General features: G+C 32.6%; 18 protein-coding genes, 1 other RNA gene and 1 pseudogene. 1 reads left to right on the top strand and 19 read right to left on the bottom strand.

The window, feature by feature from the left end; translation table 11 throughout:
- Positions 1-374: 374 nt before the first annotated feature.
- The 4 genes from yjeM to CLLI_RS14445 all read right to left on the bottom strand — a co-directional run bounded on the left by yjeM (position 375) and on the right by CLLI_RS14445 (position 4,332).
- The gene (gene yjeM, locus CLLI_RS04115; RefSeq protein WP_106062973.1) at positions 375-1,880 is read right to left on the bottom strand and encodes a glutamate/gamma-aminobutyrate family transporter YjeM; all 1,506 of its coding nucleotides are present in this window, start codon (positions 1,878-1,880) and stop codon (positions 375-377) included.
- A 217-nt stretch (positions 1,881-2,097) separates the two neighbouring features.
- Positions 2,098-3,219 (bottom strand): hypothetical protein, encoded by a 1,122-nt coding sequence (locus tag CLLI_RS04110; protein WP_106062972.1) that lies wholly within the window; start codon positions 3,217-3,219, stop codon positions 2,098-2,100.
- Between the two features lie 342 nt (positions 3,220-3,561).
- Positions 3,562-4,062: a hypothetical protein gene (locus CLLI_RS04105; RefSeq protein ID WP_106062971.1), complete on the bottom strand. Its 501-nt coding sequence runs from the start codon at positions 4,060-4,062 to the stop codon at positions 3,562-3,564.
- Positions 4,063-4,179: 117 nt separating this feature from the next.
- A complete protein-coding gene (locus CLLI_RS14445) occupies positions 4,180-4,332 on the bottom strand; it encodes a DUF6718 family protein (protein WP_170063641.1) in 153 nt (50 codons plus the stop codon).
- 512 nt (positions 4,333-4,844) lie between these two features.
- Between CLLI_RS14445 and CLLI_RS14820 the strand changes: the two are divergent.
- A pseudogene (locus tag CLLI_RS14820) lies at positions 4,845-5,078 on the top strand (LAGLIDADG family homing endonuclease); the annotation flags it as partial.
- A 36-nt stretch (positions 5,079-5,114) separates the two neighbouring features.
- Here CLLI_RS14820 and ssrA read toward each other — a convergent pair.
- The 15 genes from ssrA to CLLI_RS04020 all read right to left on the bottom strand — a co-directional run bounded on the left by ssrA (position 5,115) and on the right by CLLI_RS04020 (position 24,037).
- Positions 5,115-5,465: a transfer-messenger RNA gene (gene ssrA / locus CLLI_RS04090) on the bottom strand.
- Between the two features lie 164 nt (positions 5,466-5,629).
- Entirely contained in the window at positions 5,630-6,100 is a 471-nt protein-coding gene (gene smpB / locus CLLI_RS04085; RefSeq protein ID WP_106062970.1) for an SsrA-binding protein SmpB, read from the bottom strand.
- A 306-nt stretch (positions 6,101-6,406) separates the two neighbouring features.
- The gene (gene rnr, locus CLLI_RS04080) at positions 6,407-8,536 is read right to left on the bottom strand and encodes a ribonuclease R (RefSeq protein WP_106062969.1); all 2,130 of its coding nucleotides are present in this window, start codon (positions 8,534-8,536) and stop codon (positions 6,407-6,409) included.
- A 156-nt stretch (positions 8,537-8,692) separates the two neighbouring features.
- A complete protein-coding gene (locus tag CLLI_RS04075) occupies positions 8,693-10,714 on the bottom strand; it encodes a sodium-translocating pyrophosphatase (RefSeq protein WP_106062968.1) in 2,022 nt (673 codons plus the stop codon).
- Positions 10,715-10,807: 93 nt separating this feature from the next.
- The gene (gene secG, locus CLLI_RS04070; protein WP_106062967.1) at positions 10,808-11,032 is read right to left on the bottom strand and encodes a preprotein translocase subunit SecG; all 225 of its coding nucleotides are present in this window, start codon (positions 11,030-11,032) and stop codon (positions 10,808-10,810) included.
- A 208-nt stretch (positions 11,033-11,240) separates the two neighbouring features.
- Entirely contained in the window at positions 11,241-12,536 is a 1,296-nt protein-coding gene (gene eno / locus CLLI_RS04065) for a phosphopyruvate hydratase (RefSeq protein WP_106062966.1), read from the bottom strand.
- Positions 12,537-12,652: 116 nt separating this feature from the next.
- Positions 12,653-14,197 (bottom strand): 2,3-bisphosphoglycerate-independent phosphoglycerate mutase, encoded by a 1,545-nt coding sequence (gpmI, locus tag CLLI_RS04060; protein WP_106062965.1) that lies wholly within the window; start codon positions 14,195-14,197, stop codon positions 12,653-12,655.
- 10 nt (positions 14,198-14,207) lie between these two features.
- Positions 14,208-14,957 carry a triose-phosphate isomerase gene (gene tpiA, locus CLLI_RS04055; RefSeq protein ID WP_106062964.1) on the bottom strand — a complete coding sequence of 250 codons (750 nt, stop codon included), beginning with the start codon at positions 14,955-14,957 and terminating at the stop codon, positions 14,208-14,210.
- A gap of 308 nt (positions 14,958-15,265) precedes the next feature.
- Positions 15,266-16,462: a phosphoglycerate kinase gene (locus CLLI_RS04050; RefSeq protein ID WP_106062963.1), complete on the bottom strand. Its 1,197-nt coding sequence runs from the start codon at positions 16,460-16,462 to the stop codon at positions 15,266-15,268.
- A 139-nt stretch (positions 16,463-16,601) separates the two neighbouring features.
- Positions 16,602-17,609, bottom strand: a complete 1,008-nt coding sequence (gene gap, locus CLLI_RS04045; protein WP_106062962.1) for a type I glyceraldehyde-3-phosphate dehydrogenase — start codon at positions 17,607-17,609, stop codon at positions 16,602-16,604.
- A 131-nt stretch (positions 17,610-17,740) separates the two neighbouring features.
- Positions 17,741-18,772: a sugar-binding transcriptional regulator gene (locus CLLI_RS04040; protein ID WP_106062961.1), complete on the bottom strand. Its 1,032-nt coding sequence runs from the start codon at positions 18,770-18,772 to the stop codon at positions 17,741-17,743.
- A 172-nt stretch (positions 18,773-18,944) separates the two neighbouring features.
- Positions 18,945-20,300, bottom strand: coding sequence for an RNA polymerase factor sigma-54 (gene rpoN, locus CLLI_RS04035; protein ID WP_207655072.1), 1,356 nt, complete (start codon positions 20,298-20,300; stop codon positions 18,945-18,947).
- A gap of 186 nt (positions 20,301-20,486) precedes the next feature.
- Positions 20,487-21,422 carry an ABC transporter permease gene (locus tag CLLI_RS04030; protein ID WP_106062959.1) on the bottom strand — a complete coding sequence of 312 codons (936 nt, stop codon included), beginning with the start codon at positions 21,420-21,422 and terminating at the stop codon, positions 20,487-20,489.
- A complete protein-coding gene (locus tag CLLI_RS04025; protein ID WP_106062958.1) occupies positions 21,415-22,500 on the bottom strand; it encodes an ABC transporter permease in 1,086 nt (361 codons plus the stop codon). Before CLLI_RS04025 ends, CLLI_RS04030 begins: the two co-directional genes overlap by 8 nt.
- A complete protein-coding gene (locus CLLI_RS04020) occupies positions 22,493-24,037 on the bottom strand; it encodes an ABC transporter ATP-binding protein (RefSeq protein ID WP_106062957.1) in 1,545 nt (514 codons plus the stop codon). Before CLLI_RS04020 ends, CLLI_RS04025 begins: the two co-directional genes overlap by 8 nt.
- Between the last annotated feature and the right edge of the window lie 18 nt (positions 24,038-24,055).

Genomic DNA, 24,055 nt, shown 5'->3' with positions numbered 1-24,055 from the left:
AAAAATTAAGGGGATAAGTACGCCCTTTCGGGCCGCGGGCGAAGCCCTATTGGATAAAATTTTCAACTGAATTTATAATGGGAAAAATTCAAAAAATAAATTGCCCACTTTAACTTGACACAAACATGCTATAATACCAATTTTAAAAAAGTCAGGGCTTTTAATATAATAAATAAAAAATAAGAAAGAATAAATAAGGATGATTTTCTTCCGTTACTCTACAGAAAATCTTTAATTTAAAATTTCCTTTTAGTTAAATTGAAATGGAATTTTTGATAATTAAAAACTTTTCGTAATGTGAATGGAGAAAAATTGCCCTTTTTTATTATTTATTCTCTATTATTTATTATTTGAAAAATTACTTCGTAATTTTTTTAAATTTCGTCTTTATTTTTCTTTTCATATCTATCATACATTACCCATGCAACCACCGAGAAAATTATTGGTCCAGCTACACTCCAGATTGTTGTTTGTATATCTCCTTCTAGGGCTGGTTGAATTATGCAAAATAAGTTAGCGAGTCCTACTGTTAAAACAACTACCCAAGTCCAAAAATTTGCAATTCCTTGAGTTTTAAATACTACGAAGGGTTTCTCTATTTCTGTTTTCTTCTTAAAATACGGAAATGCAAGAGCTATAAACATATATGGTAATGTCATAGCTACATTAGTCATGGAAACAAGTATATTGAAAAATGCAGCCATTGAGCTTCCTCCAAAGGCTACCAATGCTATCATTACACAAACCATAGTTGCTTGAATCCACATAGCATTTATAGGCAATCCATTTTTAGTTTCTCCAACTTTTCCAGGCCATAATTTAGTTGGTGTGCCTTCAATTAACTGCTTTAGTGGTGAATACATCAGTGTAAAAAATGCTCCAGACAACGCTAGAAACATTGAAAGTCCAACAAATCTTGCAACACCGTGTCCCAAAGCTATAGCTGTGTCTTGGGTTGCTCCAAAAACTGTGCCAAGTGAATATCCTAGATTAGACATAACTATATAACTTGCGTTTCCTAAATTAACCTCCTTAATACCCATTACAGATTCCCAATTAGTAAATATACCAATAAAAAGTATTCCTAATGAATATCCTACTGAAATTACAGCTGCCGAAATAAGAATTCCCTTAGGAAATGTTGTTTCCGGATCTTCAGTTTGGTCAACTAATCCACCCATAGCTTCTATTCCTCCATAAGCAAATAAAGCGTATACCACAAATGCTAAAGAAGCAATTACATTTCCAACGTATTTAGGGTTTGGTGTTTGTGTAAATGACTTCAACCCTTCAATTGGCTGGGCTAACTGTCCTTTATTTCCTATAAACACTGCTATAGCACCAACCCATAGAAATACATTCAATAATAAAACTGCACTTCCACCTAATGAAGTTACTTTCTTTATTTTTTCTATGCCTTTAGTTGATGTATAAGTTACTACTAATATCCATATTATTGCTAAAGCCCCTAAAACTTGAGGCCCTTGAAGTCCAAATAAAGTCCAACTTTGTGTTGTATCCTTTCCGAATATAGCATTTGATACTGGAATCCACATACCAGATGCAACATTAACCATCCAAGTTACATAAGAAAAATACCACATGAATGTTCCTACAAACGCGAATCTTGGTCCAATAGATTTCTCCATCCATGAATATATTCCACCCCTCTCATCTTTGAAAGCAGAACCAAATTCAGCTACCATTAATGCAAAGGGAACGAAAAAAGTTATTGCTGAAAAAATATACCAAGGAATAGCAGCATAACCCATTTTGTAAAATGATCTTGGAATGTTATTAAATCCATAAACAGATGTGAAAATCATTAATATCAAAGATACCAAAGTTAATTTTTTTGCTGATTTTTCCCCTTCCTCCATTTTTTCACCTCATTTTATAGCTTGTTTCAAATTGATTAATCACTTCATATTGCGTTTCTATATTGCTGTTTTATTTAATTTCAACAATAGTACTTTTTCCATATTACATTATTTTTATGTATAAGCTCTAATAACTAAAAAGCAAAAGCTCTATACACATATGGCGTATAGAGCCTTTTCTTTAATGCTCACAATATTTTGAAGAAGCATTGATACATTAGTTACCTGTGTTGGACGTTGTTCCACCTGTTGATGTATTTGTATCTGCATTTTTAGTTGTTCCATCTGTTGATGTATTTGCATCTGTATTTTTAGTTGTTCCATCCGCTGGTGTAGTTGTATCTGTATTTTTCTTTGTTCCATCTGCTGGTGTGGTTGTATTTGTATCCTTATTTTTGTTTGTTCCACTTGTTGATGTATTTGTATCTTTATTTTTAGTTGTTCTATCTGTTGATGTATTATTTGTATCTGTATTTTTGTTTGTTCTATCTGTTGATGCATTTGTATCTGTATTTTTGGTTGCTCCACCTGTTGATGTATTTGTATCTACATTTTTAGTTGTTCTACCTGTTGATGACTTTACATCTGTATTTTTAGTTGTTCCATTTGCTGATCCTTTTGTATCGGTGGACTGTTTATGGTCATTAGTTTTTACACTGGGAGTTTGTGTATTAGTGGATGTTCCTTTGAAATAGGATTTTCCTAAAACTCCAGCAATCATAACTAAAATAATGGATACAGTGATTATCATTGCCTTTTTATTCTTACTAAGTTTCTTATTTTTATGTGGTATTTCTCCATTCTCTTTATCCATTGTTTCAGTTTTTCTCGTTATCTTGGAGATTGCCTCATTTATATCTTTAGGTATATTTGACAATAAGGATAGAACTCCCTTTTGTTCTACAGAGTCTACCTGCTTAAAATTCTCAGGTGATCTAATTATAGCAACAGGCTTATTGTTATGCACCCCATTTTTATCTTCTACATATACTGTAACCGAAAATTTATCATCCTTATTTAAAAAAGGTATATCAATATTTAAAATACCATCTTTTATTGAATAATCAAATTTTAAACCTTTTGTTATTTTGGCATCTGCAATATTCAAGTTACTTTGTGAACTTTGTATATTTAAGGTTAACTCATGAACTATTTTTTTTGATAGGTTACTAATAGTAACACTATATGCATAAACTTTTTTGTTATTTATTTGCATAGGCACACCATTTCCTATATTACATAGTATTCTAGGTGCTAAATTTTTAAAACGATCCAGTAATAACCCAGATATAATTGATATTATTATAGTTGCAACTGCAGTCTTAATAATGTTTATCATATTAATTTTCGCTTCCTCACTTTTTCTCACTTTGCAATTAAATTATAAAGTACATAGGCGTTCGTGTCAAACTTAAATTTAATTATAACTGTCCAAGAATTTAGACAAATTAGAACATTATTAGGCATTTTTATCCCGTAAATAGCCTTTGCCAGCAACCTACAAATAGTATACTTGTTTACTGCATAAGATAATATTTACCTTTCTTTACCTTCCTTAAATGTAAAAAGGACTTATACCAATTTCCCATAAGCATAAGTTCTATAATTGTTATAATAATATATATATTTTTTTAATATTGTCAATCAAGAATAAATTCATTATTTCTAAATATATTATATTCTATTTGTATTTTCCCAATTCTGTTATAAAACCATTAGCTACATCCCTAAGACCTTCATAGTATTTCCCATCTACACCTGGACAATTGTTGTATCTTTCTATATAAGCCTGCATTTCCTCCATAAAATCCAAATAACCATTTATATCTTTTGGTACATTTCCGTTTTTTTTATTTAAAACCTCCAAAGCATGAAACCCAAAAGACATCATATTTAATCGTTCTTCTTCTGTAGTACACTTTTCTAATTTTTCTCTCCATGCTTTCCGAACTATTCCTGGCGCTGTTGTAGGTGGAAATGTTATAACATTTTTTTTATATTCCTTAAAATCATAAGCTGAATGAGCCATATGACTTTTTTTATATACTTCATATAATTTTTTATCTTCTTCTTCACTAATTTTTTTATCGTCAATATTCAAAATAAATTTTTTGTCTTTATTATTTTTTAATTGGTTATTCATGTAATTTGTTGGTCGAATTTGATTAATAGTTAAGTTCATTATATTACCTCCATTTGTAAATCCTAAAACTAATTTAGCTAGTACTACTAAAATGTTTGGTCGAGCTACTCCCACTGTTCAAATTTCAAGATAGCTCTCTCCATTTAGAATTACAACCTACATTTTTATTACTTTTGAAATATATTCACTTTCATCATCAATAACTGTATATGGAAAATATTCTTTAAAACTTTCCAAATCATTAAGTGTTACTATCTGTACACCTTTTCCAAGTGTTGTTAATGTTAAATATTTCGATAATGATGCCAATCTCTGTCCTCATTCTAATTCCAATACCAAACTACCTTCTTTATCAAATTTCTTTGCTACTAGATAACACACTTTTTAATACCTCCTTAAAATCAGATTCACTTTTAATTTCTCCACTGCCATATCTTCTTCTTAATACTTCACCTATAGCACTGTTTTTTTATACTTATACAAATGTATATGCAGCCAATCGTTCATAATTCTATCACGCTTAGTATTTATTTGTATCTCTATAGGGTAATGTTTATTTGTTTTCTGGTAATATAAATGGAATCCTCGATATCCATCATCATTGGCTTTTCCATTTATCATATTGGCTACTTTAAAAATGCTTAAATCTTGCCCTTTTATTCATAATTTTTCCCATTCTAATCTATGTAAAATTATTTTTTATTTTGTAATTTGTCTATGTATATTTTACTACAACCTTTTTTTACACCCTTGGTAAAATTCAGCCATCCTAAGTTGAATAGAAAATTCATAGATATACATCCATTTACAAATACTAAAATAAAAATTATAATTCTGAAAAACATGCAGATTCTTTTACTTATACAATAAAATATAATGATGCCATAAATCTTTTAATTGAAATTGAACCCTATTTAATTATTAAAAATAAAAAAGCTAGGGCTAGACTAATAATTGAAAAATACAAATCTGTTACTCCACGAAACGGAAAATATTCTAATGAAATGCTTAAAGCTAAGGAAAAATTTTATAAAGAATTTATAAGTATAAAATAGGTAAAACCCACCACAAATCTGTGATGGGTTTTTTCTTGGTGGAGGCGAGGGGAGTCGAACCCCTGTCCGAAAGTAGCAACCCCTGAGCATCTCCGAGTGCAGTCCTTATTTTAACATTCCCTCTGCTAGACGCCCAAGGACAGGCTTCCAGTTTCAGTAGCTTCATAAATTCCGTTCCTAGGTCAAAGCTTTCCTAGGCTCGGTACCCCACTGTCGACGCCAGGCCCTAAGTCGTGGGACTCTTAGGCTGACGAGCTGCTAACTAGGCAGCTAATGCAAAATTATCGTTTGCGTTTGTTTGTTTTCCCAGTTTTTTAACGCGGGTCCAGGCACCCTCGACTCGCTTCCCAGATGCAACTTACCCCCGTCGAAATCCTGTACGCCCCCATGTTAAGGGTTTACAAAGTTTAATTTGGGCTTTTAAAAACGATAACCTTCATTCATAATATATATTTATATTAAATTGTTATTGTCTCTCGACAATTAATATAATATATCAATTTTAGATATTTATCAATAGTAATTATTAGGTTACATTTATAATCTAATGTTTAATATCTACTTCTTTCCTTCATCTCTCTATCTATGTCACGCTTTGCTGCCTTTTCCAGCATATCATTTCTCTTGTCATAATCCTTTTTACCTCTAGCTACAGATAAACGTACCTTTACCCTTCCATTTTTAAGATATAAAGATAATGGAATTAGGGTATACCCCTTCTGAGCAGTATAGGCTGTAAGCTTTAATATTTCTTGCTTATGAAGTAAAAGCTTTCTTTCCCTTAAAGGATCTTTATTAAATATATTTCCCTGTTCGTAAGGACTTATATGCATATTGCACACAAATACTTCTCCATTTTTTATATCTGCATAACTATCTTTTAAATTAGCTCTGCCAGCTCTTATAGACTTTACTTCTGTTCCTACTAACTCTATTCCCGCTTCAAAGCTTTCTTCTATAAAATATTCATGTCTTGCTTTCCTATTTTCCGCTAAAGTTTTATTTCTTGAATCTTTTCCCATTGAAAACACCTACTTTGATTAAAAAGGTAATTGTTATTATATTTTATTATAACACACTTTAAAAAAATTGTGATCAATTTTTTTAGTTGACAGTTGACAGAGGACAATTGACAGTTGAGGAGGCTTTACTGATGTTACAGGCTTTCGCCTTAAAGTTTATGCAAAAATTCAATTAATAATTATTAATTATTAATTGACTAAAGTCCCTTCGGGCCACGCGAAGCGTGTTGCTTAAAAAGCATATTATTTTAATAGAACAAAATTCACTGTCAATTGTCAACTTAAAAATATTGCTACGCAATATTTTTATACTGGGTCTTCTTCATTATTTAAAAGTTCAAAGTAAATTTCATGAGAATCTAAGTCTACCTTATCTACCTTTATTTTTACTTCATCACCTAATCTATATATCTTCTTAGTTCTTTCTCCTACAAGGGATAGATGTCTTTCATCGTACACATAGTAATCATCTAATAAAGTACTTATATGTACAAGCCCCTCTACAGTATTAGGAAGCTCAACAAATAGCCCAAAGGATGTTACCGAGGAAATTATTCCTTCATAAACCTCTCCTATTCTTTCGCTCATGTATTCAGCTTTCTTTAAGTCATCTACTTCTCTCTCTGCATCATCTGCTAACCTTTCCATATCTGAAGATTGTGTTGATGCATACTCTACTTCTGAAGTAAGTTTTTTAACCCTATTATCCGTAATTTTACCGTTTATAAATTCCTTAATTATTCTATGGATAATTAAATCAGGATATCTTCTTATAGGTGAAGTAAAATGGCAGTAGTATCTAGCCGCTAATCCAAAATGTCCAACACATTCTGGTGAATATCTAGCTTGCTTTAATGAACGTAAAAGCAGTGTATTTACAACAGTTTCTTCTTTTGTACCTTTAGCCTTTTGTATTATATCCTGTAGTGCTTTTGGATGAACTTCCTGCCCAAATCTTACTGAATAGCCTAAATTATAAACAAATTCATTAAAGTGAGTAAGCTTCTCTAAATCTGGATCTTCATGAATTCTATATACAAAAGGTACATTTACCCAGAACATATGCTCAGCTATAGTTTCATTGCAAACTAACATAAATTCTTCAATTATCCTATTAGCTATAGCTCTTTCATAAGGTTTAATATCAATAGGCTTTCCTAATTCATCTAATATTATCTTACATTCTTCAAAGTCAAAGTCTATGGCTCCTCTAGTAATTCTCTTCTTATACAGCACATTACATAATTCTTCCATGAGCTTGAAATCATTTAAAAGATAATCATATCTTTTCATAAGTTCTTCATCATTATCTCTTAAAATCTTTGTTACATCTGTGTAGGTCATTCTTTCGCTAGACCTTATTATACTTTCAACTATTTCATGGTCCACTACCTTACCTGACTTATCTATTTCCATAAAGCAGCTTAAGGTTAATCTATCAACTTTAGGATTTAAACTACATAGCCCATTGGAAAGTTTTTTAGGCAGCATTGGAATTACTCTATCAATTAAATATACTGAAGTTCCTCTCTTTAATGCTTCTTTGTCCAATGGATTTTTCTCTTTTACATAGTTGCTTACATCTGCAATATGTACTCCTAAATAATAATTTCCATTTGGCAATTTTTCTATGGAAACTGCATCATCTAAATCCTTGGCATCTTCTCCATCTATAGTTACAATTTTTAAATTTCTTAAATCTTTTCTTCTTCTATATTCCTCTTGGGGAATTTCATCTGATAGGTTTTCAGCATAGCTCTGTACCTTTGGGGGAAATTCTTCAGGTAGTTTATATTTCTTTATAATTGTTAAAATATCTATACCCTTATCTCCCTTTTTACCTAGGATATCTACTATTTTTCCCTCAGGATTTCTTCTGGTTTCAGGCCATTTTACTATCTCTGCAATAACTATTTGGCCTGTCTTTGCTCCCATAGTGTCTCCCTTTGGAATAAACACATCTTGATGAATTCTTTTTTCATCTGGTACTACAAAACCAAAATTTTTACTATTTTCAAAAACACCAATTACAGTTTTATTTCCTCTTTCTAATATTCTTATTACTTCTCCTTCACACTTCTTACCATTGTTTTCTTCTCTTAATATCTTTACTATTACCCTGTCATTGTGCATAGCTCCATTCAAATTTGATGAAGGAATAAATATATCTGGTCTCTCTTCGTCAGGAATTAAAAAGCCAAAACCCTTTTGATGACCTTGAATCTTTCCTACCACTAATTCCATTCTTTCTGGAAGGCCATAATGCTCAGTACGGGTTTTTACTATTAACCCGTCTTTTTCCATATAGTTCAATGTGTTCTGAAATTCTTGAAATTCGCTTTTTTTAATATCAAAAATCCTGCCTAGTTCCCGGGCATCCATTGGCTTATAAGCCTGTTCTCTCATAAAATTAATAAGAGTTTCTTGTATATTCATATTACACCTCCGAAATCTATTGTCTATAAAATTAATTCTTTTAAAAATACATATAAGTACATTATGCCTTTTCTTAGTTTTGGTAAAATACTATAAATTTATTCAATTTACGAAAGGACTCACCTTTAAGATGAGTCCTTATATATGAAATATAATCTATTTTAATAAACTTATCAATATTCCGCCATATTTAAGTATGATTGGTGCAAATACCAAGGAAACTATTGTCATAAGCTTTATAAGTATATTCATGGATGGTCCTGAAGTATCTTTAAATGGGTCACCTACTGTATCTCCTACCACTGCTGCTTTATGAGCATAGCTTCCCTTTCCACCATGTTGTCCACCTTCTATATACTTTTTAGCGTTATCCCAAGCTCCACCAGCGTTAGCCATTAAAATAGCAACTAAAACTCCCGTAGCAACTGCTCCGCCTATAAGACCTCCTAAAGCTTCTTTGCCAAGTAATAAACCAACACCAATAGGAACTACAATAGCTAGTATTCCTGGCAATATCATTTCCCTTATTGCCGCTGCTGTAGAAATATCTACACATTTTTTATAATCAGGTTTAGCTTTTCCTTCCATAAGACCTGGTATAGTATTAAATTGTCTTCTAACTTCCTCAATCATTTCCTTAGCTGCTTTACCTACTGATTCCATAGTCATGGCACCAAACAGGAAAGGAAGCATAGCACCAATAAACAAACCAACTAGCGTGATAGGGTTTAGTAAATCTATATTTGTTAAATTCACCGCTTGAGCGTAAGAAGCAAATAATGCTAATGCAGTAAGAGCCGCTGAGCCTATAGCAAAACCTTTTCCTATGGCTGCGGTAGTATTGCCTACAGAGTCCAGTTTATCTGTAATTTCTCTTACTTCATGAGGTAATTCTGACATCTCTGCTATACCACCAGCATTATCAGCTATTGGTCCATAGGCATCTACTGCCACTGTTAAACCTGTAGTAGAAAGCATTCCTACTGCAGATAATGCTATTCCAAAAAGCCCCATGGTGGGGTTTGTCTTTCCATCCATAATAAAATAAGAAACCATAACCCCAACGCATATTAACAAAATTGGCCATAAAGTGGAATACATTCCTGTTGCAAGACCTGATATTATGGTAGTGGCTGGACCAGTTTCTGATTGATCTGCAATTTTTTTAACGGATTTATATTCATCAGAGGTATAAATCTCTGTAATCTTTCCTATAAGCATACCTACTACTAATCCTGCAGCTATAGCCCAGAAAGCTTTTAAATTGCCAAAAATCCCATTACTTAATATAGCTGAAGAAATTATTACTATAGCTCCACCTATATATGTTCCTGAATTTAAAGCCTTTTGTGGATTGGAAGCTTTACTTCTCCTTGCAAATAGTACCCCTATAATTGAGGCTACTATTCCTATAGCAGATAGTAATAAGGTATATACTGCACCTTCCTTATTAGTAAATAATACAGCTCCTAAAGTTAAGGCTGATATTATTGACCCTACATAGGATTCAAAAAGGTCTGCTCCCATACCTGCTACGTCACCTACATTGTCCCCTACATTATCGGCAATTACAGCAGGGTTTCTTGGATCATCTTCAGGTATTCCCGCTTCTACCTTACCAACTAAATCTGCACCAACATCTGCAGCTTTAGTATAAATACCTCCCCCTACACGTGCAAATAATGCAATGGAGCTTGCTCCGAGACCATAGCCTGTTACAACTTCCATATTACCCCCAAAAATAAAGTACATAATCCCTAATCCAAATATTCCAAGGCCTACAACAGACATACCCATTACGGAACCACCAGAAAAGGCAATTTTCAAAGCTTTATTCTGGCCATGTCTAGCAGCTTCTGCTGTTCTTACATTAGCTTTGGTTGCTACATTCATTCCAAAATATCCTGCAGAAATTGAAAATAATGCTCCAAATGCAAAGCATATTGCAGTTTGCCATTTTACAAATATAGCTAAAACTGCACCCACTATTACTATGAATGCAGCTAGATATCTATATTCTGTTTTTAAAAAGGCCATAGCTCCATCATGAATATGTCCCGCTATTTCTGCCATTTTTTCATTACCCGGATCTTCCTTGGAAATAGAATTGCTTAAAAAAAATGCGAAAGCTAATGCCAATACTCCCGCTAAAATTGTGAAAATAAGATAATTATCCATTTTCTCATATCCCCCTTAATACCGTTTAGATTCTTCCCCTAATCTTTAATAGAATCGAAAATATACAAAACCATATACCCTACATAAAAATTATTAAATTAAGTTTAAAGCTAAAGCAACTGCTGCAAAAATTGCAGCTGAAATAATGGTAAGCTTTGACATGGATGATTCAAAAGTTTTTGTTCTATGTTTTGAATAAAATGTGTCACTAGCTCCAGTTAGCAAACTGAATCCCTGAGTTTTCGCTGGTTGTGCAAGTACAGCTGCTATTAAAATAATAGATACTATTACCTGCACAGTAATTAGAAAATTTCGCATATCTCTTCCCTCCAATGTTTATTAATATAATTTTCCCAAATGTTTTAATAAGTATATTTTAGCACAAGTTTTTATAATGAACAATGTACTTCATAAATAATATAGTAAGATTTTCACAAAAGTTCTTTCAAATGTAAAAAATATAGTAAAAAAGAAGAAATGCTATATTTATCATTAACATTTCTTCCTCTTTATTATAACCTCTTAATTATCTTTTTATATTGTAAAAAGCTTTTAATCCTCTATATTCAGCAGCTTCCCCTAATTCCTCTTCTATTCTTAAAAGCTGATTATATTTTGCAACTCTTTCGCTTCTTGCAGGTGCACCTGTTTTGATCTGTCCAGCATTTACAGCTACAACAAGATCAGCTATTGTAGTATCTTCTGTTTCACCTGATCTATGGGATACTACTGCAGTATAGCCTGCTCTTTCAGCCATTTCTATAGCATTTAAGGTTTCAGTTAAAGTTCCTATCTGATTTAATTTAATAAGAATTGAGTTTGCAACTCCTTTTTCTATACCCATACTTAATCTGTTAGTATTAGTTACGAATAAATCGTCGCCAACTAATTGAATCTTATTTCCAAGTCTTTTAGTTATAAGCTTCCATCCTTCCCAGTCTTCTTCTGCCATACCATCCTCTATGGAAATTATCGGATACTTTTCTACAAGCCTAGCATAGTATTCTACCATTTCTGCTGGAGTTAATACTTTCCCTTCGCCTTTTAAGTTGTATTTACCATCTTCAAATATTTCAGATGAGGCTGGATCTAAAGCTATAAATATTTCTTTTCCTGGAGTATATCCTGCTTTTGATATAGCTTCTACTATAACCTGAATAGCTTCTTCATTGGAATTTAAGTTTGGAGCAAATCCACCTTCATCACCAACTCCTGTGTCATACCCTTTTGATTTTAATATGGATTTTAATGCATGATAAACTTCTGAACTCATTCTTAATGCTTCGGCAAAGCTCGTTGCTCCTGCTGGCATAATCATAAATTCCTGAAGATCTACATTATTATCAGCATGCTTTCCACCATTGATTATATTCATCATTGGTACAGGAAGAACCTTTGCATTTACTCCTCCTATGTACTGATAGATGCTTAATCCTAAATACTCTGCAGCAGCCTTTGCACAAGCAAGGGACACTCCCAGCATTGCATTAGCCCCTAAGTTTCCTTTATTTTCTGTTCCATCAATTTCAATCATAGTCTTATCTATTAAAATCTGATCAAATACATTCATTCCTATAAGCTCTTGAGCAATTGTATTGTTTACATTGTCTACAGCCTTGAGTACACCTTTTCCATTGTATTTTGTTTTATCTTCATCTCTTAATTCAACAGCCTCAAACATTCCTGTGGATGCTCCTGATGGCACCGCTGCTCTTCCTACTGTACCGTCTTCAAGGATAACATCAACCTCTACTGTAGGATTACATCTTGAATCAAGAATCTGTCTTGCTACCACATCAACAATTTCTATATAGTTTTTCATGTTAAAATTCCTCCCTTTAATTTAGAGTACAGAGTACAGAGTACAGAGTACAGATATTATTAGAATTTTGCCATGCAAAATTCTTTCATCATCTGTCATCTGTCATCTGTTCTCTGTTATCTGTTATCTAGAATAAGACTTTCGCCTGTCATTTCTTCTGGTTTTTTAAGTCCCATTTCATCAAGAATTGTTGGAGCAATATCTGCAAGTATTCCTCCATCTTTTAACTTTTTATCCTTAGAATCATTGCTTATATATAAATAAGGTACTTCATTAGTAGTATGGGCAGTCATAGGTTTCCCTGTGGAATAATCTATCATCTGCTCTGAGTTGCCATGATCTGCAGTTATAAATACAGTCCCATGCTTTTCTAGTACTTTGTTCACTATCTTGCCTAGGCATACATCTACGGCTTCTATAGCTTTTTTAGCAGCTTCAAATACCCCGGTGTGCCCTACCATATCAGGATTTGCAAAGTTCAATATTATTACATCATATATATCTGAATCTATTCTTTTTAAAGCCTCATCAGTAACTTCATAGGCACTCATTTCTGGTTTTAAATCATAGGTTGCAACTTTTGGTGATGGAATAAGTGCTCTGTCCTCCCCTTCATTTGGCGTTTCTACTCCTCCATTAAAGAAGAAGGTTACATGGGCATATTTTTCAGTTTCTGCAATCCTTAGCTGCTTTAAGCCTAATTTACTTATATATTCACCTAAAGTGTTATTATAGCTTTCTGGTTTATAAGCTATGCTTACATTCTCTAAGGTTTTATCATATTGGGTCATTGTAACAAAATTAAGATTTAAAGTTTCTCTTTTGAAACCATCAAATACCCTATCATTTAAAGCTCTAGTAATTTCTCTTGCCCTATCTGGTCTAAAATTAAAAAATATAACTGAATCCCTATTTTTTATGATGCTTACAGGTCTTTCATCCTTTAATATCACTGTTGGCAAAACAAACTCATCTGTTTTATTGTCATGGTAGGATTTATCCACTGCTTCAATTGCTGAGTTTGCAAATTCTCCCTTGCCTAATGCCATGGCATTATATGCAAGATTTACTCTCTCCCATCTTTTGTCCCTATCCATGGCATAGTATCTACCGCATATAGTGGCTATCTGTCCTACACCAAGTTCCTTCATATAATCTTCTATTTCCACTATATATTGTTTTGCAGAAGAAGGCGGAACATCTCTCCCATCTAAGAAAGCATGTATATATACATTCCTTAGGCCTTTATCCTTAGCAAGCTTTAATAGTGCCTTTAAGTGATAAATGTGAGAATGTACCCCTCCATCAGATAGTAATCCTAGCAGATGAAGTGAACTGTTATTAGCTAAAGCTTTATCCATAGCTTCATTTATCTCATGATTCTTGAAAAATTTACCTTCATCAATTTCTTTAGTAATCTTAGTTAGCTCTTGATATATTACCCTTCCAGCTCCAATATTTAAATGTCCTACCTCTGAATTTCCCATTTGACCTTCAGGGAGCCCAACGCTCATACCACTAGCCTTTAGATGAGTGTGAGGGTAATTATTAAAATAGTTATCATAATTAGGTTTATTCGCCGACATAATAGCATTTCCGTCTACTTTATCTGTTATTCCAAATCCATCAAGGATCATTAGCATAACTGGTTTTTTACTCATTTGTTACCCCCTATTTATAGTTTACAATAGCGGCAAAATCTTCTGCCTTAAGACTTGCGCCTCCAACTAACGCCCCATCTATATCTGACATGGCCATCTGTTCTTTTATGGTAGAAGGTTTTACTGAGCCACCATATTGTATTCTCGTTTTTTCTCCAACTTCTTCTCCGTATAATTCTTTTACAATATTTCTTATAAACCCTATTGTCTCGTTTGCCTGCTCTGATGTAGCAGTTTTCCCTGTTCCAATAGCCCATATAGGTTCGTAAGCTATTATTAACTTTTCTACTTGTTCTGAAGTTAAATTGGCTAAATCTAGTTTAACCTGCCTTCCTATAACTTCCTTTGTTATTTTATTTTCTCTTTCATATAAACTCTCACCTACACAAAGTATAGGAATTAATTTATGTTCAAAAGCTGCTTTTAATTTTTTATTTACAGTTTCATCTGTTTCACTAAAATATTGCCTTCTCTCACTATGTCCTATTATGACATAATTTATGCCTAATGCTTGAAGCATACCTGGTGAAACCTCTCCAGTAAAAGCTCCTTTTTCTTCAAAGTACATGTTCTGTGCCCCTACCTTTATATTTGTACCTTCAACTACATTCTTTACAGCTTGAAGACATATAAAAGTTGGACATAGGACTACTTCGCACTGAGCATCTTTTACCATTGGTTTCAATTCTTCCACTAACTTTACAGCTTCTTCTACAGTATTATTCATCTTCCAATTTCCTGCTATTATAGCTTTGCGCAATATAAACACCCCTCTCTTATTTTTTTGAGTTGATAGTGGAGAATTGACAATTGACAGTTATGGAGGCTTTTCTTCCGCTTCACTACAGAAAAGCTTAAATTATTAGATATTAAAGAATAAATAATAAATATGGTTAATTTTTCTCAATTAGCATTGCGGAAAATTTAAAATTATCTTTTATCTTACCCTTTGGGTAAGGTTTCCTTATTTATTCTTTATTATCTTTTATTTATTATTTAAAAAACTTTTTCAATTCTCCACTAGATAAAAACTGTCCACTGTCAATTGTCAGCTGTCAATTAATACAGTTATCTGTCGTTAAGTGCTGTTATTCCTGGAAGCTCTTTTCCTTCTAGGAATTCTAATGAGGCCCCTCCGCCAGTGGATATATGGGTCATCTTGTCTCCAAAACCTAACTGGTTAACTGCTGCTGCACTATCTCCTCCGCCTATTACTGTGGTAGCATTGGATTCTGCCATGGCTTTTGCCACTTCCATAGTACCCTTTGCAAAGTTTTCGAACTCAAATACTCCCATTGGTCCATTCCATACTACAGTTTTAGCGTTTCTTATTTCATCGGTATAGGTTTTTGCAGTTTTTGGTCCAATATCAAGTCCCATGTATCCTTCTTTTATGTTTTGGTCTTCAGTTACAATAGGTTCTGCCTCTGCTGCAAATTTATCTGCTACCACGTTATCTACAGGTAAAAGTAATTTTACTCCTTTTGCCTTAGCCTTTTCTATCATTTCTTTTGCATATCCTATTTTATCCTCTTCAATAAGAGAATTTCCAATGCTGTATCCTTCAGCTTTTAAGAAAGTATAGCTCATTCCGCCGCCAATTATCAATGAATTTACTTTATCTAAAAGATTGTTTATTACATTAATCTTGTCTGAAACCTTTGCTCCCCCAAGAATTGCAACAAATGGTCTTTCTGGGTTTTCTACCGCTTCTCCTAAGAATTTTAATTCCTTTTGAATTAAATATCCACATACGGACACTGGTATAAATTCTGTAACTCCTACTGTAGAACAATGTGCTCTATGAGCTGTTCCAAAAGCATCATTTACAAATACATCAGCTAAAGATGCTAATTCTTTTGAAAAGCTTTCTTCATTTTTTGTTTCTTCTTTTCTAAATCTAGTATTTTCTAATAAGATTACATCCCCATTTTTCGCATTTTTTACTGCCTTTTTAGCATTGTCCCCTACTACATTATCATCAGCAGCAAAGATTATTTCTTTATTTAATAATTGTGATAATCTCTTTGCTACTGGTGCTAAAGATAATTCTGGTTTAACTTCTCCCTTTGGTTTTCCCATATGGGAACATAATATTACCTTTGCTCCATGCTCCATTAAATATTTAATGGTTGGCAGTGTTCCTAATAATCTATTCTCATCTGTTATTTTTCCGTCCTTTAAAGGTACATTAAAATCACATCTTACTAAAACTCTTTTCCCTAAAACATCTATATCTTCTATAGTTTTTTTATTAAATTTCACAAACATCATCCCTTCATACATAATAAAAAAGTATAGATTTTAAAAAAGGGTTTTGCCTTATAGCTATAACTACAAACCAAAACCCTTTTCAGTTATTCCAAACTACACTATAAGTTAAACAAACTGTTTTAAGTTTAAATTATAGTCTATCAGCTACATATTTAGTTAAGTCAGCTAATCTATTTGAATAGCCCCATTCATTATCATACCAGGAAACTACTTTAGCTAATCTCTTGCCCATTACCATAGTTGAAAGTCCATCAACTATTGAAGATCTTTCATCTCCTCTATAATCAACAGATACTAGTGGTTCATCGCTAAATCCTAATATTCCCTTCATTTCTGTTTCTGAAGCTTTCTTAAATGCTGCATTTATTTCCTCAGCTGTAGTATCTTTTGATAATGTACATACTAAGTCAGTCATTGAAACAGTTGGGGTTGGTACTCTAACAGCCATACCATTTAATTTTCCTTTTAATTGTGGAAGTACTAATGCAACTGCTTTTGCTGCTCCTGTTGTTGTTGGTATCATAGCTTCTGCAGCGGCTCTTGCTCTTCTTAAATCTTTGTGTGGAGCATCAAGAATTTTCTGGTCATTTGTATAGGAGTGAATTGTAGTCATAAGTCCTTCTACTATACCAAACTCTTTATCTAAAACTTTAGCAAATGGTGCTAAACAGTTAGTTGTACAAGATGCATTAGAAATGATGTTGTGTTTTGCAGGATCATATTTTTCTTCATTAACGCCTAAAACAATAGTTATATCTTCATTTTTAGCTGGTGCTGAAATAAGTACTTTTTTAGCTCCTGCTTCGATATGTGCTTTTGCTTTTGTAGCATCAGTAAATAATCCAGTGGATTCTATTACTATGTCTACTCCTAGCTCCTTCCATGGTAAGTTCTTTGGATCTCTTTCAGCATATATTCTTATCTCTTTTCCATTGACTACAATTGCATTTTCTGTAGCTTCTACAGTTCCATCAAAATGTCCATAAAGGGAATCATATTTTAATAAATGTCTTAGTGTATCTGGACTTGTTAAATCATTGATGGCTACCACTTCTAATTCATCAGCATAGTTTTTTATTAATGCCTTAAATACATTTCTTCCTATTCTTCCAAAACCATTAATACCTACTTTAATCATTAAAAAAACCTCCTTGAAATTTAAAAAAATTTATATTTTAATATTTGTATTGTATGTCATAATAATTATTTTATAATAATACTATTGTGGCTCAATTTAGACTATACTTTAAGTGTATATATATCTTATAATTAATGCTCATTAAATAATCTTAAAATTTCCCTGGCAGCACCTTCATCTGTTATAAGTACACTATTAGAATTATTTATTTCTGTGGATATTATAGCTTCTGCCTTACATTTTCCTCCAGCCGCTGCTATTAAATGTTCTATTTTTGAAGCCTGCTCATTTCTTATACCCATAGTAGGAGTAGAATAAACCACTTCTCCCTGCCTATTAAAGTAATATCCAAATGCTTCACCTACAGCACCTTTATCAATAAGATGATTAATCTCATCAGCGGCTAAGCCTCTTCTTCTAGCCATATCATTAGCTCTTCCTATTCCATATATCAATATATCTGCATTATCAATTATCTTTAATACTTCTTTAACATCCTTTTCTTTCATCATTGCATTCATAGCTTCAGTACTTAAATTATCTGGTACATGGAGAAGTTTATAATTGCAGTTTAGCTTATTAGCAAGATTAGATACTAATGTATTAGCTTGAGTTTCTAAATTCCTTCCCATACCTCCTCTTGCGGGAACTACCATTACATTATTCAAATTATTGATTTTGAATATATTATCTATAACATCTTTAACAGTACTTCCACCAGTAATGGCTACAATTTGCCTATCATGCAATATACTTTTTAAATAGTTTGCTGAAGCTCTACCCAATTCCTTTAGTACTGTAATGTCCTCATCTGAATTCCCTGGAACTATGATTACACCTTTTACACCTAGTTTCTTCTTTAAAGAATTTTCTAATTCGGATAATCCCTTAATTTCATGAATAAAATCTTTAAGCTTATCTATTATTTCTTCACCTTCAGAAGTAATAGTCATTCCCGGAAGAGTAATATCTATGAAATTCTGTTCCCTAAGGAAGTTTATCTCGGTTCTGACAACTCTTTCACTTAATTCTAAGTTTCTAGCTAAAACTCTTCTTCCTATAGGCTGATTATAATATATATTTCTCAAAATATTATATCTTTTCTCTATTAACTCTATCATTTCAGGAATAATTTTCTGCTGTAACTTTAATATTTCTTCCAAAAAAAGCACCTCTCTGGTCATTTGTTGTCCCAGCATTAATTTTTTTGTCCCACTTTATTTTATTATAAACCAAACTGAATTATTTTCCAAGGGAAAGCAGAAATTTTTTCCCGCCATTTTTTATTTATAGTTAAAACTTTTAACTCTTCATTTTTAATTATTACCTTATAAGTTAATATCTCTTTCTTCCCTTTGAGGATTTAATACCCATTTCCTCCCTATATTTTGCCACAGTTCTTCTTGAAATATTCACAGCTTTTCCTCTTAGAATGTCGGAAATATTCTGATCAGATAATGGGTTATTTTTATCTTCTTCATTTATTAAATTTTCTATGCCCTTCTTTACTTCTAAGCAAGATAAAGATTCATTTCCTTCTTTAGATGTTAATCCTGTGGTAAATAAATTCTTTATCTTTATTGTTCCCCTCTCCGTATATATATATTTGTCTTTTATAGCTCTGCTAATAGTAGATTCATGCATGTCTAAACTATCAGCAATCTCTCTTAATGTCATAGGTTTTAAAAATTTCTCTCCGTAGTCAAAATATTCTCTTTGTATACAGAGTATCTTTTCCAAAACTTTATATATGGTGCTTTTTCTATGTTCTATACTTCTGATTAAAAATGTAGCACTATCTAATCTGCCTTTTACATAATCCACAGCCTCTTTGTCTTCTCCACCATTAATAATTCCTTTGTAAAGATTATTTATGGTAAGCCTTGGAGTTACATTATCATTCATAATTATATAATATTCTTTATCAATCTTCTTTATATATGCGTCAGGAATAATATAATTAACTTCTTCTCCAGTATAAAATCCCCTAGATGGCTTAGGCTGCAATGTTTTTATAAAATCTCCATAACTTTGAGATTCTTTAACATTTATATTTAATTTTTTTGCAATAGCATTATATCTGTTTTCTGCTATATCTTCTAAATGGTTGTCAATTATTAAATATAAATTTTCATCAACCATACCTTTTTTTCTACATTGTATTTTTAAACAATCTTTTAAATCCCTAGCTCCTATACCATCTGGTTCTAAACCTTGTACAATTTTTAAAGCTTCTTCTATCATATGCACAGGAATTTTTAATACTTTGGCCATATTCTCTAATTTCTCATTAAAATATCCTCTTTCATCTATGCTTTCTACAATATAATCAGCTATAATCCTTATGGAATCCTTTACATTAAGATCTCTAATTTGCTCTTTTAAATATTCTTTTAGAGATTTTTTTTCGGATATAAAAGTGAAGGGGGATACTTCCTCATCTTCATTTCTAACTACATTGGAATGGTTATAATTATCAAACTCTAAATACTTTATTATTTCCTTATAATCTAAAGTATTTTCCTTGTTTTCCTCCCCATATTTCACTTCTAAAAGAGGATTTTCCTGCGTTTCTTTTTCTACTAATTTTTGCAATTCATAGGAGGATAGTTGCAATATCTTTACAGATAGCTGCATTTGTTGAGTCATTATTAACTTCTGTTCTTGAGATATAGATAAATTAAAATCCATATTCATATCACAACACCCTTTCATACTAATACATTATACCACCCATTTATTAATAGTATAACAAATGGAAGCCTTATTAATAATTATATCAAATGTTAGGGACTTTATGTTAAAAAAATAAGAATTGACGAAATAAATAAAAAAATGGAGGTAGAATTAAATTTCTAGCCTCCATACAGTAAAAACTTATCTATTATCCTTTTCATAAGGTACTCCATCAGCAGCAGGAGCTTGAGTTTTTCCAACAAAACCTGCAAGAACAAGCATTGTTAGTATATAAGGGAATGCTGCATAAAATTCTCCTGGAATAGTCCATCCAAAGCCTTTGGCAAAGAGTTGGAATGTATCAGCAAAGGCAAATAGCATGCATGCCCACATTGAGTTTATAGGTTTCCAATTTCCAAAGATCATAGCTGCTAGAGCTATAAATCCTCTTCCACTTACCATATTTTCTCTATAAAGATTCATAACGCCTATAGAAAGAGTAGCTCCTCCTAAGGCTGCTAATACTCCAGATAATATGACGCAAAGATATCTTATTTTATATACACTTATTCCTAAAGTGTCTGCAGCCTTTGGATGCTCACCTACAGATCTTATCCTCAATCCTAATGGTGTTTTATAAAGCACATAATTGGAAACAAAAACTAATATTAAAGCAATGAATACAAACCAGTTTAATTCTCCAAGAATAGGCCCTATAATTGGCACCTTTGCCATAGCCTCAGAAGGATAAGGCAGTGAGTTTACGACGCTTGTCTGGGAGTTAGTTTTAAAGATTTTCACTATTAAATAACTTGTTAAAGCACCAGCAAATACATTAATACCTACACCAGATACAACTTGGTCAGCATTTAGATTAATACTTAAATAAGCATGTATAGCTGCCATAACTGCACCAGATATAATAGCAAACAATATACCCATCCATGGGCTTCCAGTTGCGTATGAACCGTATACTGCAAAAAATGCTCCTGTAGTCATTATGCCCTCAAGGGCTATATTTACAACTCCCGATTTTTCAGAAAATACTCCACCTAAAGCTGCAAATATTAAAGGTGTTGCGGACCTTAATGTAGCTGCAATAATTCCTGTTAAAGCTATATAAAATGAGCTATTCATTTACTAAAGCCCCCTTTTTTCTTCTATCTGCTATCTTTCTAAACATATACTCTCCTGCAATAAATAGGATTATTATACCCTGAATTAAGTATACTATAGTCTTAGGTATACCATAGAGCATTAATGTACCTGAACTATAATTTAATGCACCAAATAATATAGCAGAGAATATTACACCAATAGGATTGCTCTTAGCAACTAAAGCTACTGCAATACCGTCGAACCCAAAATTAGTAAATCCAAATAGCTGTATAGATTGCAGCTGAACTCCCATGGTGTGTGTAGCGCCGCCCATGCCGGCAATAGCACCTGATATAACCATAGCTAATATTATATTTTTCTTTATGTTAATTCCACCATATTCCGCTGAAGAAGGGCTAAGTCCTACAGCTCTTATTTCATAACCTATAGTAGTTTTCCAAAGAAGTATATAAACTACTATAGCTAATGCTAATCCTATGAATAAGCTTACATTTAATCTATTGTTAGACCCCAAAAATCTATATAGCCTAGCGGATTGTTGTATTAAAGGTGTACTAGCTGAACTAGGCTTATGAAATGGTCCCATGACCAAATAATTGGTTAAATGCATAGCTATAAAGTTCATCATAATAGTATTAACAACTTCATTTGTTCCTACTCTAGCCTTTAAATATCCTGGAATCCCTGCCCAAACCATTCCTGCTAAAATTCCGCCGCCTAATGTAAGTGGTATATGAATAGGCGCTGGTATGCCAGGTATTAACCCAATCAAAGTAGCTACTGTGCTGCCCATAATAAATTGTCCTTCCACTCCAATATTAAAAAGACCTGTTTTAAAGGCTACTGAATGAGCAAGACCTGTGAAAATAAGAGGGGTTGAAAAAACTAAGGTTTCTATGAAATTAACCTTTGTTCCAAAGCTTCCTTTCCATATAGAGGTAAATAATAATTTTGCAGATGCAGTAAATCCAAAGTCTTTAGCCCACATTACAAAAAATATTGATATAAAAAGGGCTAGTATAATAGCTAATAGAGATATAAAAAAGCTTCTAAAAAGTGCTAACTTTTTTATATAATTTCCACTTTCCTTATTCATTATTTTTACCTCCCTTCTCGCCTTTATGCAAAGTTCCTCCTGCCATAAGTATTCCAAGTTTTTGTTCTGTAGCATCCTTAACATCCAATATATCTACTATTTCCCCATCGTATATAACAGCTATTCTATCTGATAATGCCATAACCTCATCCAACTCAAGGGATACTAGCAGTACTGCTCTTCCATTGTCTCTTTCTGCCACTAATCTTTTATGTATATATTCAATAGCTCCTACATCCAACCCCCTTGTAGGTTGAGCTGCAATTATCATATCCGGATCCTTTTCTATTTCCCTTGCTACTATAAGTTTTTGTTGGTTTCCCCCTGATAATGCGGAGGCATTTACATCTTCGTTAGGGGTTCTTATATCAAAGTTTTTAATTAGATTATTAACATGTTCTCTAATCTTTCCATAATTCATCATTATTCCTTTAGAATAAGGCGCTCTATGATGAATTCCTAAAATAGAATTTTCTAAAAGTGAATATTTGAGAACAAGTCCCCTTTTCTGCCTATCTTCAGGAATATGACCTACTCCTGCATCTGTTATTTCTCTAGTAGTTTTCCCTGTAATATCCTCACCTTTTAAATAAACTTTTCCTTCAGTTGCCTTCCTTAATCCTACTATAGTCTCAATAAGTTCTGTCTGACCATTTCCATCTACTCCTGCTATGCCTAAAATCTCTCCAGCTTTTAGTTCAAAATTTATCCCTCTTAATGCTGGTAAACCTCTATGATCTAAAGCCTTTAAATTTTCTACTTTTAAAATTACATCTCCTATTTTAGGCTTATTTTTTTCCACTATTAAATTAACTTTTCTTCCCACCATCATTTCTGCAAGTCCGTCTATATCGGTGTCCTTTGTTTTAACAGTATCTATATATTTTCCTCTTCTTATTATAGTTACTCTGTCACTCATACTCATAACTTCCTTAAGCTTATGAGTAATAAGAATTATTGATTTACCTTCTTTAACTAAATTCTTTAATATTATTCCAAAATCCTGTATTTCCTGAGGTGTAAGCACTGCTGTTGGTTCATCTAGTATAAGTATTTCTGCACCCCTATATAGTGCTTTTAGTATCTCAACTTTCTGCTGTTGCCCAACAGTTATATCATCAATTACAGAATCAGGATCAATGTTAAATCCATATTTATCTGCTAATTCCTTAGTATCCTTTTTAGCCTTTTCCATGTCTATGGACAAGGCTCTCTTTTTAGGTTCCTGTCCTAATACCATATTTTCTGCTATAGTAAAGTTATGAATAAGCATAAAATGCTGATGCACCATACCAATACCAAGACTTATAGCATCCTTAGGACTTTTTATTTCAACTTTTTTATCATTTATATATATTTCACCGGCTTCTGGCTGGTAAAGACCGTATAGTACATTCATCAATGTAGTTTTACCTGCTCCATTTTCCCCCAAAAGCACATGGATCTCTCCTTTTTCCAAGGTAAAATCTACATTATCATTAGCTACTGTGCCAGGAAAAACCTTTGTTATTCCTTTCATTTCTACAACATTTGCCATTTTAGTCCTCCCTCCCTC

Source organism: Clostridium liquoris (assembly GCF_002995785.1).
Classification (GTDB): Bacteria; Bacillota; Clostridia; order Clostridiales; family Clostridiaceae; genus Clostridium_AO; species Clostridium_AO liquoris.
The sequence above is the reverse complement of the archived record's forward strand: the minus strand, read 5'-3'. Positions and strand labels throughout refer to the sequence as shown.